This is a genomic window from Anaerovibrio lipolyticus (assembly GCF_021531495.1).
GTDB lineage: Bacteria > Bacillota > Negativicutes > Selenomonadales > Selenomonadaceae > Anaerovibrio.
Window position 1 is genome coordinate 1 of record NZ_JADYTY010000037.1, and the last position, 16495, is coordinate 16495.

Annotated in this window: 16 protein-coding genes; 10 read left to right on the forward strand and 6 right to left on the reverse strand. The window is 45.4% G+C overall.

The window, feature by feature from the left end:
- Positions 1–115: 115 nt before the first annotated feature.
- Both panD and panC read right to left on the reverse strand, forming a co-directional pair.
- Positions 116–499, reverse strand: coding sequence for an aspartate 1-decarboxylase (gene panD / locus I6E26_RS09910; protein WP_235321702.1), 384 nt, complete (start codon positions 497–499; stop codon positions 116–118).
- A gap of 49 nt (positions 500–548) precedes the next feature.
- The gene (panC, locus tag I6E26_RS09915; RefSeq protein ID WP_235321703.1) at positions 549–1397 is read right to left on the reverse strand and encodes a pantoate--beta-alanine ligase; all 849 of its coding nucleotides are present in this window, start codon (positions 1395–1397) and stop codon (positions 549–551) included.
- A 390-nt stretch (positions 1398–1787) separates the two neighbouring features.
- Between panC and I6E26_RS09920 the strand changes: the two genes are divergently transcribed.
- The 7 genes from I6E26_RS09920 (at position 1788) to I6E26_RS09950 (ending at position 11636) form a co-directional block, all read left to right on the forward strand.
- On the forward strand, positions 1788–2873 hold the full coding sequence (locus I6E26_RS09920) for a mechanosensitive ion channel family protein (RefSeq protein WP_235321704.1): 1086 nt from the start codon (positions 1788–1790) through the stop codon (positions 2871–2873).
- 154 nt (positions 2874–3027) lie between these two features.
- Positions 3028–3981 (forward strand): YybS family protein, encoded by a 954-nt coding sequence (locus I6E26_RS09925; protein WP_235321705.1) that lies wholly within the window; start codon positions 3028–3030, stop codon positions 3979–3981.
- 33 nt (positions 3982–4014) lie between these two features.
- The gene (locus I6E26_RS09930; protein WP_235321706.1) at positions 4015–6027 is read left to right on the forward strand and encodes a DHH family phosphoesterase; all 2013 of its coding nucleotides are present in this window, start codon (positions 4015–4017) and stop codon (positions 6025–6027) included.
- Positions 5999–6445 carry a 50S ribosomal protein L9 gene (rplI, locus tag I6E26_RS09935; RefSeq protein WP_235321707.1) on the forward strand — a complete coding sequence of 149 codons (447 nt, stop codon included), beginning with the start codon at positions 5999–6001 and terminating at the stop codon, positions 6443–6445. Before I6E26_RS09930 ends, rplI begins: the two co-directional genes overlap by 29 nt.
- Positions 6445–8481 carry a Lon family ATP-dependent protease gene (gene lonC, locus I6E26_RS09940; RefSeq protein ID WP_419179924.1) on the forward strand — a complete coding sequence of 679 codons (2037 nt, stop codon included), beginning with the start codon at positions 6445–6447 and terminating at the stop codon, positions 8479–8481. The genes rplI and lonC overlap by 1 nt, the downstream gene beginning before the upstream one ends.
- Position 8482: 1 nt before the next feature.
- On the forward strand, positions 8483–9832 hold the full coding sequence (dnaB, locus tag I6E26_RS09945; RefSeq protein ID WP_235321708.1) for a replicative DNA helicase: 1350 nt from the start codon (positions 8483–8485) through the stop codon (positions 9830–9832).
- A 121-nt stretch (positions 9833–9953) separates the two neighbouring features.
- Complete coding sequence (locus I6E26_RS09950) at positions 9954–11636, forward strand: phospho-sugar mutase (protein WP_235321709.1); 1683 nt, start codon at positions 9954–9956, stop codon at positions 11634–11636.
- Between the two features lie 164 nt (positions 11637–11800).
- Here the strand turns inward: I6E26_RS09950 and I6E26_RS09955 are convergent, their stop codons facing one another.
- Positions 11801–12244, reverse strand: a complete 444-nt coding sequence (locus I6E26_RS09955) for an RrF2 family transcriptional regulator (protein WP_235321710.1) — start codon at positions 12242–12244, stop codon at positions 11801–11803.
- 202 nt (positions 12245–12446) lie between these two features.
- On the opposite strand from I6E26_RS09955, the gene cysK reads away from it, so the two are divergent.
- Both cysK and I6E26_RS09965 read left to right on the forward strand, forming a co-directional pair.
- Complete coding sequence (gene cysK / locus I6E26_RS09960; protein WP_235321711.1) at positions 12447–13379, forward strand: cysteine synthase A; 933 nt, start codon at positions 12447–12449, stop codon at positions 13377–13379.
- A 174-nt stretch (positions 13380–13553) separates the two neighbouring features.
- A complete protein-coding gene (locus tag I6E26_RS09965) occupies positions 13554–13703 on the forward strand; it encodes an aminoglycoside phosphotransferase (protein WP_235321712.1) in 150 nt (49 codons plus the stop codon).
- A gap of 107 nt (positions 13704–13810) precedes the next feature.
- Here I6E26_RS09965 and I6E26_RS09970 read toward each other — a convergent pair whose 3' ends face one another.
- Together I6E26_RS09970 and I6E26_RS09975 are read right to left on the reverse strand one after the other, a co-directional pair.
- Complete coding sequence (locus tag I6E26_RS09970) at positions 13811–14521, reverse strand: hypothetical protein (RefSeq protein ID WP_235321713.1); 711 nt, start codon at positions 14519–14521, stop codon at positions 13811–13813.
- Between the two features lie 4 nt (positions 14522–14525).
- Positions 14526–14804, reverse strand: a complete 279-nt coding sequence (locus I6E26_RS09975; protein WP_235321714.1) for a hypothetical protein — start codon at positions 14802–14804, stop codon at positions 14526–14528.
- A gap of 199 nt (positions 14805–15003) precedes the next feature.
- Here I6E26_RS09975 and I6E26_RS09980 point away from each other — a divergent pair, with 199 nt between their 5' ends.
- Positions 15004–15651 carry a D-sedoheptulose-7-phosphate isomerase gene (locus tag I6E26_RS09980; protein WP_235321715.1) on the forward strand — a complete coding sequence of 216 codons (648 nt, stop codon included), beginning with the start codon at positions 15004–15006 and terminating at the stop codon, positions 15649–15651.
- A 49-nt stretch (positions 15652–15700) separates the two neighbouring features.
- Here I6E26_RS09980 and I6E26_RS09985 read toward each other — a convergent pair whose 3' ends face one another.
- Positions 15701–16306: a DedA family protein gene (locus I6E26_RS09985; protein ID WP_235321716.1), complete on the reverse strand. Its 606-nt coding sequence runs from the start codon at positions 16304–16306 to the stop codon at positions 15701–15703.
- Positions 16307–16495 lie beyond the last annotated feature (189 nt).

The window sequence follows — 16495 nt, forward strand, 5'->3', positions numbered from 1 at the left end:
CAGATTACTTTATAAGGCAAAAATATGGCAGCGAGTGTGGATAACTCGCTGCCATATTTGTCTACGGTCTGAAGCTGCCTGCATATATTCCGCAGACAGCTTTTTTTATTTGTTTTTAATCCACCTGGCCATGATATTCAATGGAGCGGATTTCCTTCACGGCATTCTTTTCATCCACCATAACTACAGTTGGCTTGTAGGCAGCAGCTTCCTTCTCATCAAAGAAAGCATAGGCCATGATGATAACTATATCCTCTGGCTGTACCATGCGGGCAGCAGAGCCGTTGAGGCAGATAACGCCGGAATTGCGAGGACCTGGAATAACATAGGTTTCCAGACGGGCACCATTGTTGTTGTTAACTACCTGTACTCGCTCATTAGGCAGGATGTGGGCAGCTTCCATCAGGGCTTCATCAATAGTAATGCTGCCCATATACTTCAAATTGGCTTCCGTAACAGTGGCGCAGTGAATTTTGGACTTTAGCAGATTCAGTATCATTGTTTTTTCCTTTCTGAATACAGGACAGCTGAACAAAGATGGACAGCTTTTAGCAACCGATAATAATATTGTCAATCAGGCGGGTTTTGCCGATTTTAACAGCAATAGCCAGCAGGCTTTCCCCCTTAACCTGAGAAATTTCCTTTAATTCATCAAAGCTGTATAGCTCTACATAATCAATTACAGCCATAGGCTCTGTAGCAATTTCATTGCGGACAATATTTTTCAAGGCATCTACAGAGGTTTCCCCAGTCTTGTAGGCCTCTTCAGCTTTCTTCAAGCTTCTGGACAACACCAGGGCTGCCTGCTTTTCTTCTGGGGACAAATAAGCATTGCGGGAGCTTCTAGCCAAGCCGGATTCCTCACGGACAATAGGTACCATATTTACATTCACCTGAATGTTCAAATCCTTCACAAAGCGTTTGATAACCAGTACCTGCTGAGCATCCTTCTGACCGAAAAATGCCTCCTGAGCACGACTGAGATTCATCAGCTTGGTAACTACAGTAGCTACACCACGGAAATGACCAGGACGCTGACCACCGCAAAGCTTACCAGTAAAGGCAGATTCTACATTAACATAGGTGCCATAACCCTCTGGGTACATTTCAGCAGGCTCTGGATGAAATACCGCATCCACACCTACAGACTCCAGCTTGCGGCAATCCTCTTCAAAACGGCGAGGATATGCATCATAGTCCTCATTAGGGCCAAACTGTACAGGGTTTACAAATACAGAGGCAATCACCACATCACATTTAGCCTTGGCGGTACGCATCAGAGTAAGATGACCTTCATGGAGGGCACCCATAGTAGGCACCAGGCCAATAACCTTGCCTGCCTGCTGGGCAGCCTTGGCAAACTCTGTAATCTGGGCAACTGTACGCAAAATTTTCATAATTATCCTCTCCTTGTAACAAGCAGACAGCTAGCTCTGTCTGAGGAAAAATAAAGCGTTTCCTGAATGCCTACCAGGAAACGCAGATACACTTAGCCATGCCTGCGACTTTTGGGCATAAAAATACCAGCACAGACAAAGTTTATAAGGTTTCCGGTCTCGGTTCATGGGAATCCAAGCCGTGACAGTCAAATCAACTGCCACGCGTTAGCATATCACAACTTTTAACAAAATTCAATACTAAAATGAGGAAAAATACTATCTGAACAGGGGAAAGTGCATAGGCTAATACCTGCTAACATTTACTTTCCATAATATAAAGGTTATAATATAGCAAACATAGTATGAGTAATTAAATGTAAAATTATTGCTATAGGAGGCGATAAATGTATGAACGAATCCTTTAATATTTACGAATTTGTCAGCACCATGAAAAATATTACCCCGGAAGAAATCTGGGATATGCTTTTTATTCCCGGCTGTATCTTCTTGGCTGCTCTATGTATCGGCCAATTTATTAACAGCCTGATTGCCAGCTGGCTGGAAAGACATTTTGATGAAGATGAGATTTCCATTCGCTATATTATTTTGAAATCCGCCCGAGGCCTGCCTAGAGCCTGGATTGTAGGTATGACTCTTTATTGGCTGATTAATTCCACCAATATTAATTGGGCTGCCGCCAATTTGTTTTCCTACATACTTTCCGCTTGGCTAAGCTTTACCCTATTTCAGGTTATGGCTAGAGCCGCCACTGGCTTTATTGAGCTTTGTGCCCAGCGAAACAAAAATATTCCTCAAACCAGCCTGTTGCCAAATATTATTAATGTAGTAATCTACGCTATGGGTATTTTGCTGATTCTCAGCTCCATGGGAATTTCCATTGCCCCATTGCTAACTGCTATGGGTATTGGTGGTATGGCCATCGCCCTTGGTTTGCAGGAAACCTTGGCCAATATCTGTGCCGGTATCTACCTGCTGATGTCCAAGCAGCTAAGCATTGATGATTATGTCCGTCTCAGCACTGGAGAAGAGGGCCGGGTGGCAGATATTACCTGGCGTTTTACCACCATTATTGCCACCTCTGGCAACGCTGTAGTCGTACCAAATCAAAAAATCTCCAGCGCCATTATTACCAATTACTGTATGCCAGAGCCGGATATGACCATCAAGGTTCCCTGCGGCGTTGCCTATGACAGTGATTTAGATTTTGTGGAGCAGGTTACCTTGGAGGTAGCTTGGGAGATTACGCAAAAAGTTGACAATACTGTTACCAAAAAACCAGGGGTATTTTTCCACACCTTTAATGAAAGCAGCATTGATTTCAATGTGGTGCTCCATTGCAGCAAATTTGCGGATCAGTTCAAGCTAAAGCATGAATTTATCAAGGCTCTCACCAAGCGTTACCGTCAGGAGGGCATCGAAATTCCTTTCCCTATTCGCACCGTATACAATCAGCCTGTCCATGAAGCTAATTAATTTATTAACTCGACTGCCCAAAGCTGACCATCTATACACTCTTTCCTGCCCATGACAAAACAGATAGGCACAGTCTCCAAACTGTGTGTACTAGTCAGATTTATGAAAAAGTGATATAATGAGATACTAAACAATACAAAGGAGTAAATTTTATATGCGTAGCTTTACCGTCAAATCAACCACGGAAAGTGGCCTTTTGGTGGCAATTACGGTTATTATGGCATTAATTGCAGTATATATGCCTATTATGGGCATTGCCGCCACCATGCTGTGGCCCTTACCCATAATTGTGCTGATTGTCCGTCATGGCATGAAATATGGCCTGTTAAGCATTGCTGCAGCCAGCGTTATTATGTCTGCCTGTATCTCTCCTGTAAGTGCGGTACATATGGCAGCCGCCTTTGGCCCCACCAGTCTGGCTCTAGGCTACGGCTTCCGTCAAGGCTTGACGGCATCCCGTATCTTGCTCTATGGCTTGGTGGCCTCCCTGGCCGGTGTTTTTCTTACCTCTGCCCTGACTCTGGCCCTAACTGGTATCAATCCACTGGCTATGTCCGAACAGATTAGTGCCATGAAGGAATCCGCTGGTGCGGCCTTCCAGCTTTATGAAGCTGTAGACATGGATCCTGATGAACTGCAGCGCACCAAGGATGAATTTATGCAGTCTATGGACTACATTACCATGCTTTTGCCAGTGGTTCTGCTCCTTAGCGGTATGCTGACAGCTTGGCTGAATTTTGCTGTGGGTGGCAAGGTACTGCGCCGTCTAGGACACAGTGTAACCACACTGCCTGATTTGGATGATTGGCATCTCCCCAAGGCTCTGCTTTATATCTTTGGGTTTGCATTGGTAGGCCTTTATTGGGGCAGTACCCGGGAGATTGAGCTTCTCCAGCAGGCTTCTCTGAATGCCTATGTATTATGTACCTTGGCGGGCTTTATTCAAGGTACTGCTGTTCTCAGCAAGCTTACCAGAAACCGTCTTAGCCGCTGGATATTCTGGATGATCATCGTCTTTGTTTTCGTTAACGGTACTATTTCTCAGCTTGTATCCATCTTCGGACTTTTTGACATTCTGTTGGACTATCGCCGGAGATTTTCCCGCTAACAATTATTTAGGAAGAAACCAAGAGGTAATATTATGCCACGTAATCTAAATGCCTGGCTGGATATCTGCTTTATCCTGTTTGCGGCACTTATTCTTACAGGTATACTAACTTATTACAATTTATTTATTGGCCTAGGAGCTGGGCTTGTATGGCTCTGTCTGCTGTTTTTTGGCCGAGAGCGCTGTCTTTGCCGCAGCGAGGAGTTTGAACACTACTGTCATACAGTTATTAGCAATGTAAACTCCGCCGCCAATTACGCTTTGAAAAAACTGCCCCAGGTGATTATTCTGGTGGATAAAGAGGGCCGTATCCAGTGGTTCAACAAGGAGCTGGAGAAGCATATCAACATAGAGCCTACCTACAATATTGCCATGGCAGATTTCTGGCCAGAGCTGGATTTGGAGCCTCTGTGGGGCCGCAATGGCAAAACTGTTTTTGTCCATGAGAACATTCACTATCAGGTTATCCATAGGCCTGTTTCCACCAAGGAAAACCCTTGTGGCATGCTGGCACTGTACATTCAGGACAATTCTGCCCTGGAAATTCTCAAAAACATTCATGCAGATTCCAGAACTACCCTGATGTATATTCAGATTGATAACTTTAATGATGTATTGCAGGGCTTGAATGATACAGAGCAGAACAGCCTGATTTTCGAAACCAACAAGGCCATTACGGATTGGATGAACCATCTGGAGGGCTTCCTTCGCAAGGTATCCGAGGATTTGTATGTAGCCGTTATGGAAAAACGCAATCTGGATACAGCAATGGAGGAAAAGTTTGATATTCTGGACAAGGTACGAAATCTTCAGAACCCTGTACGGCATCTCTCCGTAACCCTCAGCATCGGTGTGGCTGTAGCCGACCGTCAAAATCTGAATCAGCTAGGCGGCAAAGCCTATTCCATGCTGGAAATGGCTCTCAGCCGTGGCGGTGACCAGGTAGCCGTGCTGAAACGGGGCAAAACTGAGTTTTATGGTGGTAAAACCAATGCGGTAGAAAAATACACCAGAGTCAAAGCCAGAATCATTTCCAATTCCATCTATGAACTGATTCAGGAATCTGATGAGGTATTTATTATGGGACACCAGAATGAAGACTTTGATTCCCTAGGCGCAGCTATCGGTGTTTCTCGTATGGCAAAATATCTGAAAAAGCCTGTCCATATTATTCTTAGTGAGTTTAATACAGGCATTAGCAAATTTACAGAAACTCTCAAAACCAAGGAGGGCTACAGCGAATTATTCCTGCCCGCCAACAAGCTTATCAATATTACAGCGGAACGGCCATTGCTCTTTGTGGTGGATACTCATATCCCCCATCTGACAGCCTCTCCGGAGCTTTTGGAGCGTATCAAGGATGTTGTAGTTATTGACCATCATCGCCGCAGCTCCAATTTTATTAAGAATGCCCGGCTTACCTATAGCGAGCCAGCCACCAGCTCCACCAGTGAGTTGGTTACAGAGCTGCTTATCTATTTTAGTGATGATTTAACCCTGCCTCGCATGGAGGCTACAGCCCTTTATGCTGGCATTTTGGTAGACACCAAGAATTTTGCCGTGCAGACCGGTGTCCGTACCTTTGATGCAGCAGCCTATCTCCGCCGCTGTGGGGCTGATCCGGTATCTGTTCGACAGATGTTCCGTTCAGATTTTGAAACGGAACAGGCCAAGGCACAGGCCAAAGCACAGGCCCGTATGCTGCCTGGTGGCTTGATTATTACCATGTGCCGAGAGCCTTTGCCTAATATTCAGGTTATTGCCGCCCAGGTGGCAGATTCCATGCTGCGAATAGAGGATGTGCGAGTAAGCATGGTGGTATTCCAGCTTACCCCGGATGTTATTGGCATTAGTGCCAGATCCACAGGCACCATTAATGTGCAGGTAATCATGGAACAATTTGGTGGCGGCGGTCATCAGAATGTAGCTGGTGCCCAAATAGTCAATAGTGATATTGACACCGTATTCGAAGATGTTATAACAGCAACTCAATTATTTATAGAGGAGAATGATAAAAATGAAAGTAATACTGCTACAGGACGTTAAAAAAGTTGGTAACAAAGGTGATATTGTAGAGGTTTCCGAGGGCTACGGCCGCAACTTCCTGCTGCCAAAGAAATACGCTCAGGAGGCTACTGCTGCCAATCTGAATGTGGCCAATGCCAAGGCTGGCTCTGCTGCTCGCAAAAAGGCTCAGGACACTGATGAGGCCAAGCTCATGGCTGCCCAGCTCACCAAGATTACCGTAAAGATTCCGGTAAAGGTTGGTGCTAACGGCCGTCTCTTCGGCTCCGTTACCGGTAAGGATGTTTCCGATATGCTGAAAAAGCAGCATAATATTGAAATTGACAAGCGCAAAATCTCCATTAAGGGCGAAGTTACCGGCCCTGGTCTTTACGAAGCCGTTATCAAGGTACACCCAGAGATTACTACTACCATAAAGGTTGAGGTTACAGCAAACTAATGAACAATTTCTTTACCAGATTTTTCCGCTTGGACAATTCCAAGGGGAAAAAGGATAATCAACAGCTCCAGCCTCCTCAGGATAGCCTGGCTGAAATGGCTCCCAAGGATGAGCTGGATAGAAAAATTGATATGCTTTTCACATTGCTGGTGGATTATTATGGTTCAGACAAATTAGTCATCAAGGCAGGCAAAATGGATGCCCTGCATCTGGTCCGCTCTCCTGAAAAGGGAGAGCGGGTTCTTGCTTTACAGAAGATTATTTTTGAGAACCCTACTCTAACAAAACCACCAACAGAAAAGGAAATACCTGCTATACTGGATAGCCTGACAGAAAAAATGTCGGATATTTTGGCTCGCCGCAGTCTAGAGGCAGATTTGGAGCAAAAAGTAGCTGACCGTCTGGAGGAAAACCATCAGGATTATGTACAGGATATCCGCCGGCAGGTATTGCAGGAGGAAAAAGCCGGCGAAACTCCTATGGAACAGCAAAAGCGCCAGAAGCTGGAGGCTATGGATCAAATCAGCCTGACTCAGTCTGTTATGGAGCTGCTGCGTCCCAAGACTCTGACGGATATTGTGGGACAGGAAAGAGCTGTAGCTTCCCTTTTAGCCAAGCTTAGCTCCCCCTATCCTCAACATTTGATTTTATACGGCCCTCCGGGAGTGGGCAAAACCACCGCCGCCAGATTGGTGCTGGAGGCCGCCACAAAGAGAAAACTTTCCCCCTTTGGGCCAGAGGCTCCCTTTGTGGAAACCGATGGCACTACCCTGCGCTGGGATCCAAGGGATTTGACCAATCCTCTCCTAGGCTCCGTCCATGATCCAATTTATCAGGGCGCCCGTCGGGATTTGGCAGATACCGGTGTGCCAGAACCAAAACCAGGACTGGTTACAGATGCCCACGGCGGTATCCTCTTTATAGATGAAATTGGGGAAATGGATACTACCCTGCAGAACAAACTGCTAAAGGTATTGGAGGACAAGCGGGCCTTCTTTGAATCCGCCTACTATGATCCTACGGATGAAAAGGTGCCGGCTTATATTCGGAAGCTCTTTGAAGAAGGTGCTCCGGCAGATTTCGTGCTCATAGGTGCCACCACCAGAGATGCCTCCTCCATTAATCCAGCCCTTCGCTCCCGTTGTGCTGAGATTTATTTTGAGCCTCTAACACCAGAGCATATTCAAACCATTGTCAATAATGCTGTTCAGCGACTCAATGCCCAGTTGGCAGAAGGAGCAGCAGACCTTATCAGTGAATATACCATTGAGGGCCGCAAGGCTATTAATATTCTGGCTGATGCCTACAGCTTGGCCTTGGAGCGTTATGAGCAGAATACATATTCTGACCTGTCAGATGAAGCAGAGGAAAAGGACAATACCGACTCCAATAATGAGGAACAGAAAACCAATCTTCCTATGATACTAATCACCAAGGAGGATATTTACAAGGTGGCACAGGTAAGCCGTCTCAGCCCTTATGTAACCAAAAAAGCTTCTGATAAAGGCCAGGTAGGCCATGTCTTTGGCCTAGGTGTAGCTGGCTACCTTGGCTCTGTTATTGAAATTGAGGCCATAGCCTTCCCTGCCCATGAAAAAGGCAAGGGCACCGTTCGCTTTAACGAAACAGCCGGCTCTATGGCTAAGGATTCCGTTTTCAATGCAGCTTCTGTAGTGCGAAAATTAACTGGTCAGGATATACATGACTATGATTTGCACATCAATGTCATTGGCGGGGGCAATATTGACGGCCCTAGTGCAGGCACAGCGATTTTAACAGCTATCATCTCCGCTATTACAGACAAGGCCATCCGTCAGGATACAGCCATAACCGGAGAAATTTCTCTCCAGGGCAAGGTAAGGCCTGTAGGCGGTGTTTTTGAAAAGGCCTATGGCGCTCGTCAGGCAGGCATATCCCGCCTGATTATCCCACAGGAAAATGCCAAAGATATTCCAGCTCATCATCTAGGACTGGAAATCTATCCTGTTGATACAGCCCAGGAGGCTTTAGAGCTTTTAATGGAAAAGGAGGAGTAATATGCCCACACAGGATGATCTCATAAAGCTGGCTCCCCCTAATAATATTGAAGCCGAGCAGGCTGTGCTTGGCTCCATGATGTCCAAGGCCTCTGCGGTGGCAGATGCTGTGGAAATGCTGAAAACCGAGGATTTCTACCGAGAAGCCCATAGGATTATCTTTAACACCATGAAGGGGCTTTTTAGGGATAATATTCCTGTGGATATTGTTACTCTGTCAGAGCAGCTATCCAAGGAAAATCTGCTGGAAAAGGCCGGTGGCCCTGCTTTTATTGCAGGTCTGGCCAACGCAGTTCCTTCTGCCTCCAGCGTGCCCTACTATGCTAAAATCGTGCGGGAAAAAGCTGATTTGCGCAATCTTCTAAATGCCGCCAGCGATATTACAGCTATGGTTTATGATGGGGAGGATGATGTGCCTACCATTTTGGACAAATCCGAAAAGCGGATTATGGAGGCCGCCAGCCATCAGAATACCAGCGATTTTACCCCTATTGGAGATATTGTACTTTCCACCATTGATAAGATTAATACTGTATATGAGGCTCATGGTGGCTTAACCGGTATTCCTACAGATTTTACGGATTTGGACAATCTTACCTCTGGCCTGCAGCCATCAGATTTGATTCTGGTAGCTGCCCGCCCAAGTATGGGTAAAACCGCCTTTACTCTGAATATTGCCGCCAATGTGGCCATTAGAGCCAAAAAGACGGTAGCCTTCTTTTCCTTGGAAATGTCCAAAAACCAGCTTATGCAGAGAATGCTTTGCTCCGAAGCTAGTCTGGACTCCCAGAAAGCCCGAGTTGGTGAGCTGACCAACGAGGAATGGAATCGCCTGATTGGCATGGGTGAAATCATTGGCAAAGCCCCCCTCTATATTGATGATACTGCTGGTATCCAGATTAACGAGCTTCGTTCCAAGGCCAGACGGCTGAAATCTCAGCATGGTCTGGATTTGATTATCATTGACTACCTGCAGTTGATGCAGGGCAACAACACCAAAAACAGCGGTGATAATCGACAGGCTGAGATTGCAGAGATTTCCCGCTCCCTAAAGGCCTTGGCCAGAGAGCTGAACGTGCCGATTATTGCCCTGTCCCAGCTCAGCCGAAGCGTGGAAAACCGTCAAGTCAAAAAACCAATGCTGAGTGACCTGAGAGAATCCGGCTCCTTGGAGCAGGATGCGGATATTGTTATGTTCCTTTATCGTGAGGATTACTATGATCCTCAGACAACCAATCAAAACATTACCGAGGTTATTATTGCCAAGCATCGTAATGGTCCGGTGGATACGGTAAAGCTGTATTTCAAAAAGGAATATACCCGTTTCGACAATCTTTCCAAAATGCAATAAAAATTTTAAAAATCCTGTCTGTATTTTTATTTACAGGCAGGATTTTTGGCATTTAGTGCGAATTAATATGTATATAGTAAATTATGATTATCTGTCTTTTGACAACTGAGGAGGAATATATATGTATAATGAAGAATATCAGCGCTGGCTGGCTGCGGATTTACAGGATGCTGACCTGTCTCCTGAATTGAGAAAAATTCAGGGCAATGATGAGGAAATCAAGGATAGATTTGCTGTTTCCCTGCAATTTGGTACTGCCGGACTGAGAGGCGTTCTAGGCGCTGGTACTAATCGCATGAATATCTATGTAGTAGCTCAGGCTACACAGGGCTTGGCCAACTGGGTAAAAACTCAGGGTGGCACTCAGACTGTAGCCATCAGCTTTGACACTCGTCTTAAGAGCGATGTTTTCTCCAAGACAGCTGCCGGGGTATTGGCTGCCAATGGCATCAAAGTACGCATCTATGATGCTGCTATGCCTGTACCAGCTCTTTCCTTTGCCACCAGATACTACAACTGTAATGCAGGTATTATGGTAACAGCCTCCCACAACCCAGCCAAATATAATGGCTACAAGGCCTACGGCCCAGATGGCTGCCAGATGCCTGACCAGGCTGCCGATGTGGTATATAACGAAATCCAGAAGATTGATGTCCTCAATGGTGCGCAGCAGATATCCTTTGCTCAGGGCGTTGAGGATGGCCTGATTCGCTTTGTAGGGGATGACTGCAAGAAGGCTTTCTATGAGGCTATTGAGGCCTGTCAGGTGCGCCCAGGCCTGGCTGCTACCTCCGGTCTGAAGCTGGTATACAGCCCACTTAACGGCTCCGGTCTGGTGCCTGTTACTCAGGTACTTAAAGATATCGGTATTACTGATATTACCATTGTACCAGAGCAGGAATATCCAAATGGTTATTTCACTACCTGCAGCTATCCAAATCCAGAAATTTACGCTGCTCTGGAGTCTGGCTTGAAGCTGGCCAAGGAATGTGATGCAGATTTGATGCTGGCTACAGATCCTGATGCAGACCGGGTAGGTATTGCCATGAAGTGTCCTGACGGCACCTATGAGCTGGTAACTGGTAATGAAATGGGTGCCCTGCTCCTTGATTATATCTGCGCCGGCCGTATTGAAAAGGGCACTATGCCAAAGGATCCTGTTGCTGTTATGTCTCTGGTATCCACCCCATTGGCCAAGGCCATTGCCAAGCATTACAATGTAGAGCTGCGCAGTGTTCTCACCGGCTTCAAGTGGATTGGAGACCAGATTCTCAACCTGGAGAAAAACCATCAGGAGGATCGGTTTATCTTTGGCTTTGAGGAAAGTTATGGCTATCTGGCAGGCTCCTATGTCCGGGACAAGGACGCTGTTGTAGCCTCCATGCTGATTTGTGAAATGGCTGCCTACTACAGAGCTAATGGCTCCAGCATCAAACAGCGTCTGGAGGAAATCTACAGCCAGTATGGCCGTTATTTCAACAAAACCGACAGCTTTGAATTCCCAGGTCTTAGCGGTATGGACAAAATGGCTGGCATTATGACTAAGCTTCGCCAGGAGCCGCCTGCTGCTATTGGTGCTCACAAGATTACCAAGGCTGTTGACTTCAAAAAATCCGAAGAAACCGGCCTGCCACCAGCTAATGTGCTTCTCTATGAGCTGGAAAACGGCGCTACAGTTATTATTCGCCCATCTGGCACCGAACCAAAAATCAAGGCATACTTCACCACCCTGGGCAAGGATTTGGCCGAGGCACAGGCTCAGAAAGACGAGCTGGCTGCTGCCGTAGAGCCAATCTTCGCTTAATACCAGACATTAACCCAATCTAATACATACTAATACTGCTCTCCTAGTGGGGGCAGTATTTTATTGCATTATTTACTCGCTAAAACCCACCAATAAAAATACCCATCAGTAGTTTTTTCAACTAACTGATGGGTGTTTTATTAAATAATGCTGTTTCGATATCCTTAGATAAAATACATTAACTGCTCTGAGGTTTTAGTCTCGATATTTTGCATAATATCAGCTAAGGTTACGCTGGAAAGAGCATCCCGGATAGCCTTGTCCACATTAGTAAATACCATTTCCTGCAAAGCATCCTCAAGCTGAGGCTGAGTCTCGGCCACTGTCTTATCTGCTGGCTCCATCATAGAGGTTTCAATAGCAGAAAGAATATGATAGGCGGTAATCAGCTTTGGCTCCCTAGCCAGCTGATAGCCTCCCTGAGAGCCCTTTAGGGATAATACCAGCCCTCCCCGCTTTAGCAGGGCAAAAACCTGCTCCAGATAAATCTTGGAAATCCCCATTTTCTCAGAAATACTTATAATTGTTATAGGGTTGCCGCCGCTATAGTTCAGTGCCAAATGCACCATAGCTGCCAGTCCATACCGCCCTTTGGCAGAAATACGCATTTTTTCAACTTCCTTTCCTAAATACTCTCGTAACTATACTATAACAAATTTTTCATATAAAATCAATATATCATAGCGAATTAATATGTTTTGCAAAAAATATATTTCACCTATTGACAAAATATGAATTATCTATTATCATGTAAGCATATCAATCATATATGTTTAAGAATTTCACATGAATATAAAGGAGATGCGTCATATGTCAAAGGTATATAATAGTGTTACAGAGCTTATCGGTCATACCCCACTGCTGAAGGCCAACAATTTCATCAAGGCCAATAATCTGCAGGCAGATATTCTGGTAAAGCTGGAATACTTCAACCCAGCTGGCAGTGTCAAGGATCGTATTGCCAAGGGGATGATTGAAAAGGCTGAGGCCGAGGGCAAGCTTACCAAGGATTCCGTTATCATTGAACCTACCAGTGGCAATACCGGTATTGGCTTGGCCAGCGTTGCAGCTGCTAGAGGCTACAGAGCTATCCTGACCATGCCAGAGACTATGTCTGTGGAGCGCCGCAACCTGCTGAAGGCCTATGGTGCAGAGATTGTTCTCACCGATGGTGCCAAGGGCATGAAGGGTGCTATTGCCAAGGCTGAGGAGCTGGCAGCCACCATTCCTCATGCTTACATTCCATCCCAGTTTACCAACCCTGCTAACCCAGCTGTTCACAAGGCTACTACCGGCCCTGAAATCTGGGAAGATGCCGATGGCAAAATTGATTTCTTTATTGCTGGTGTAGGTACTGGCGGAACCCTTAGCGGTGTAGGTGAATATCTCAAGAGTCAGAACCCTGATATAAAGATTATTGCCGTAGAACCAGCTACCTCCCCTGTTCTCAGCAAGGGAACTGCTGGCCCGCACAAGATTCAGGGCATTGGTGCAGGCTTCGTACCCGAAACCCTGAACACCAAGATTTATGATGAGATTCTCCCTATTGATAACGAGGATGCTTTCAAATATGGTCGTCAGTTTGCTAGAGCCGAGGGTGTACTGGTAGGTATTTCCTCTGGTGCAGCTCTCACCGCAGCTATTCAGCTGGCACAGCGCCCAGAGAACAAAGGCAAGACCATTGTTGCCCTGCTGCCAGATACTGGTGACCGTTATCTATCCACCTCCCTCTTTACTGATTAATAATCCCCACTAACTCCCTTATTTAGTATATACACAATAAAATTCCAACCTCCCCATAGGTTAGCTTTCACCTCTAAGCCTATGGGGAGATTTTTGTTAAATTATTTGCCACCTATCAGCTAATTTGCGATAATGTATTTAAAAGAAAATTCTGATTTGTAAAGGAGGTGCCACATGGCCTTGAATCCCGAAGTTCGTGCCAAATTGCAGGCTCGAATTGATGAATTAAAAAAGCGTATGCAGTATGATGCCAATGACCTGGACTATGAAACCCATCTCAATCAAGTGCGAGAACTGCAAAAAATCATTTCTGCTGCCAAATAAACACAAAAATAGACTGTCTCTGCTGTGATAACCAGACTTGCTAGCACCAGATAATCCTGATGCTAACAGGCCTGCTTCATCATCACCACAGTGACAGTCTTTTTCTTTTACATATTACGGTATCTTTCAGCAGTGCTGTGAGCCTCGTAATCCCGTCCTGCGCCAGACATCTGAGTCTTACTGCCAGATGGTGGCTTAATATCCTGAATTGGCTCAGCCTCAATAGTCTCTGCCTTAATATCCTGTACTGGATTTTCCTCTACATACCTATCTCTTACAGAGTTATTTGGCCGTGACTCCATTCTTGCCTGATTGCTTTTGTTCAGTCTGCCCAAAATAAACCGACGAACAACAAAATTCAACAGGCAGATAATGGCAGCAATAATAACCAAATTCATTACCAAGCCCATAATATCTGCAAAAAGGCCTGCACCGCCAAAACCAAAGAGATGGCTTAGCATACTGCCCAGCAGCATACCACCAGCCAGCATACCCATAGTTCTCATAGCACTGCCCCAGCCGGTGCTCTTCTGAGCGTTAGCTGCTGCATTGCTTGCTGCATTAGTATTAGACTTGGCTGCCGGAGCATTTTCCTTATACTGGTCAGCCTTCTTAGATGGTGCATACTCCTTGTTATTAGGACCTTCCTTCTTGGTAGATGTCTCTGGCTTAGCTGCCTTTGGGGTTGATGCCTTCGGAGCAGAAACCTTTGGCACAGAAATCCTACCGCCGCCTTTGGCCGCATCTGCAGTACCTGCTCCTGCCGAAACTACAAAGGCTGCCGCCACCAGCATTACACCTATTTTCTTTAGCTTCATTTACTTATTCCTCTCTATATGACTTAATATCCTCAGGGAAAGCATAAATCTCTCCCAATGTGTCCAACTCACCTGACAAATATCTATCAATATCGTCCACGTCAATATACAGCTTGCAGTCAATATCCAAATATCCCTGCTCCTTGGCACCGCTAAGCTTCACAATATCCATCAGCTTCTTCCGCAGCTCTTTGCACTCACTGCCCTTGGCATGTATATCCAATTTGATTTGTGGGACACCGTATTCACTAATTACTTCGTTTAAAGTCATTCTCTGTGACATATGTTCATCCTCATTTCTGTTAAATTCAACTTTTTGACTTTTTACATTATACCATAAGGCATAACAAATTGCAATTGATTCAAATGGGCTGTTAATTGTTTTCATTGCTACATTAAAGGATTTTTTGTATAATATTGTCAGCGAATAATAAAATAATATTATACATCATACCATCTGTCCCAAGAAAGGAATGATCCATATGAAGGATACTACCAGTGCAAAGATTGATTATCTCATTGAGCGCTATCCTGCTCTCAATGTATGCCGTCAGAGCCTTACCCAGGCTGTAGAGGCTATTATAGAAAGCTATCGTCAGGGTGGCAAGCTGATTGTCTGCGGTAACGGTGGCAGTGCCTCTGATTCTGAGCATATTGTAGGCGAGCTGATGAAGGGCTTTGTCAAAAAACGCCCTGTTACAGATGAATTATATGCCAAAATGCAGGCTGTCTGTCCTAACGAGGCAGATTATCTCCGGGATAATCTCCAGATGCCTTTGCCTGCTATTTCTCTAATGAATGCTGTGGCTCTGAACAGTGCATTTGCCAATGATCAGGCTCCAGATCTGGCTATGGCTCAGCAGGTACTGGGTTTGGCCCGCCCAGAGGATATTTTCATCGGCATTAGCACCTCTGGCAATTCTGCTAATGTAATCTATGCCATTCAGATGGCCAAAACCTTGGGCACCAAAACCATTGGTCTCATTGGCAACCGTCATTGCCGTATGCAGAATCTCTGCGATATTGTTATTGCTGCGCCAGAAATGGAAACCTACAAGATTCAGGAGCTGCATCTGCCAATCTACCATATGCTTTGCATTGCCGTAGAAAATGAATTTTTTGATAAATAAAATAAAAAACGGGGACCACGGCACTTCATCCTGCCATGATCCCCGATTTTTATTTTGCAGATTTTTTCTTTTTGCACTGCCAATACAATACCAAGCAGATTACCACCAGAATAACAGCAAATGCCAAGCTGATTTCGTGGCCTACCTCCATCATAACTTTCCAGCCTTCACCCAGCATCATACCGATAACCAAAATCAAAGCTGTCCAAGGCAAAGAACCCAAGAAGGTATAGATAAAAAATTTCTTCATATCCACATGAGCAAAGCCAGCTGGCAGAGAAATGAAAGTACGCACTACTGGCAGCATACGACTAAAGAACACCGCCTTGATACCGTATTTATCAAACCAGTTCTGGGCAATATCTACATGGGATTTTTTGACAAAGAAATATTTGCCGTATTTGTCCACAAAGGGACGTCCGCCATAGTGGCCTACAGCATAAGCAAAAGCGGAGCCTAATATACCGCCAACCATACCGGCTACCATAGCCATAGTAAAGGTCATGCGGCCAGCAAAAATCATATAGCCGGCAAAGCCAAGAATCAACTCACTGGGAATAGGTATGCAGGCATTCTCCAACCCCATTAGAATGGCTACAGCATAATAACCCCAGCTATCAATAAACTGCAAAAACATATCTGTAAATTGTGACATTTTTCTTTCCTTTCTAACATTAACCTCAAAAGCCTTACATCAATAGTTTTACATTAATTTTGCAAAACTACTAGATACAAAAAAAGAGTCCCTATCATGGACTCTGAAAAAATTAGTGGTGCCTCAGAGCGGAATCGAACCACTGACACGGGGATTTTCAGTCCCCTGCTCTACCAACTGAGCTACCGA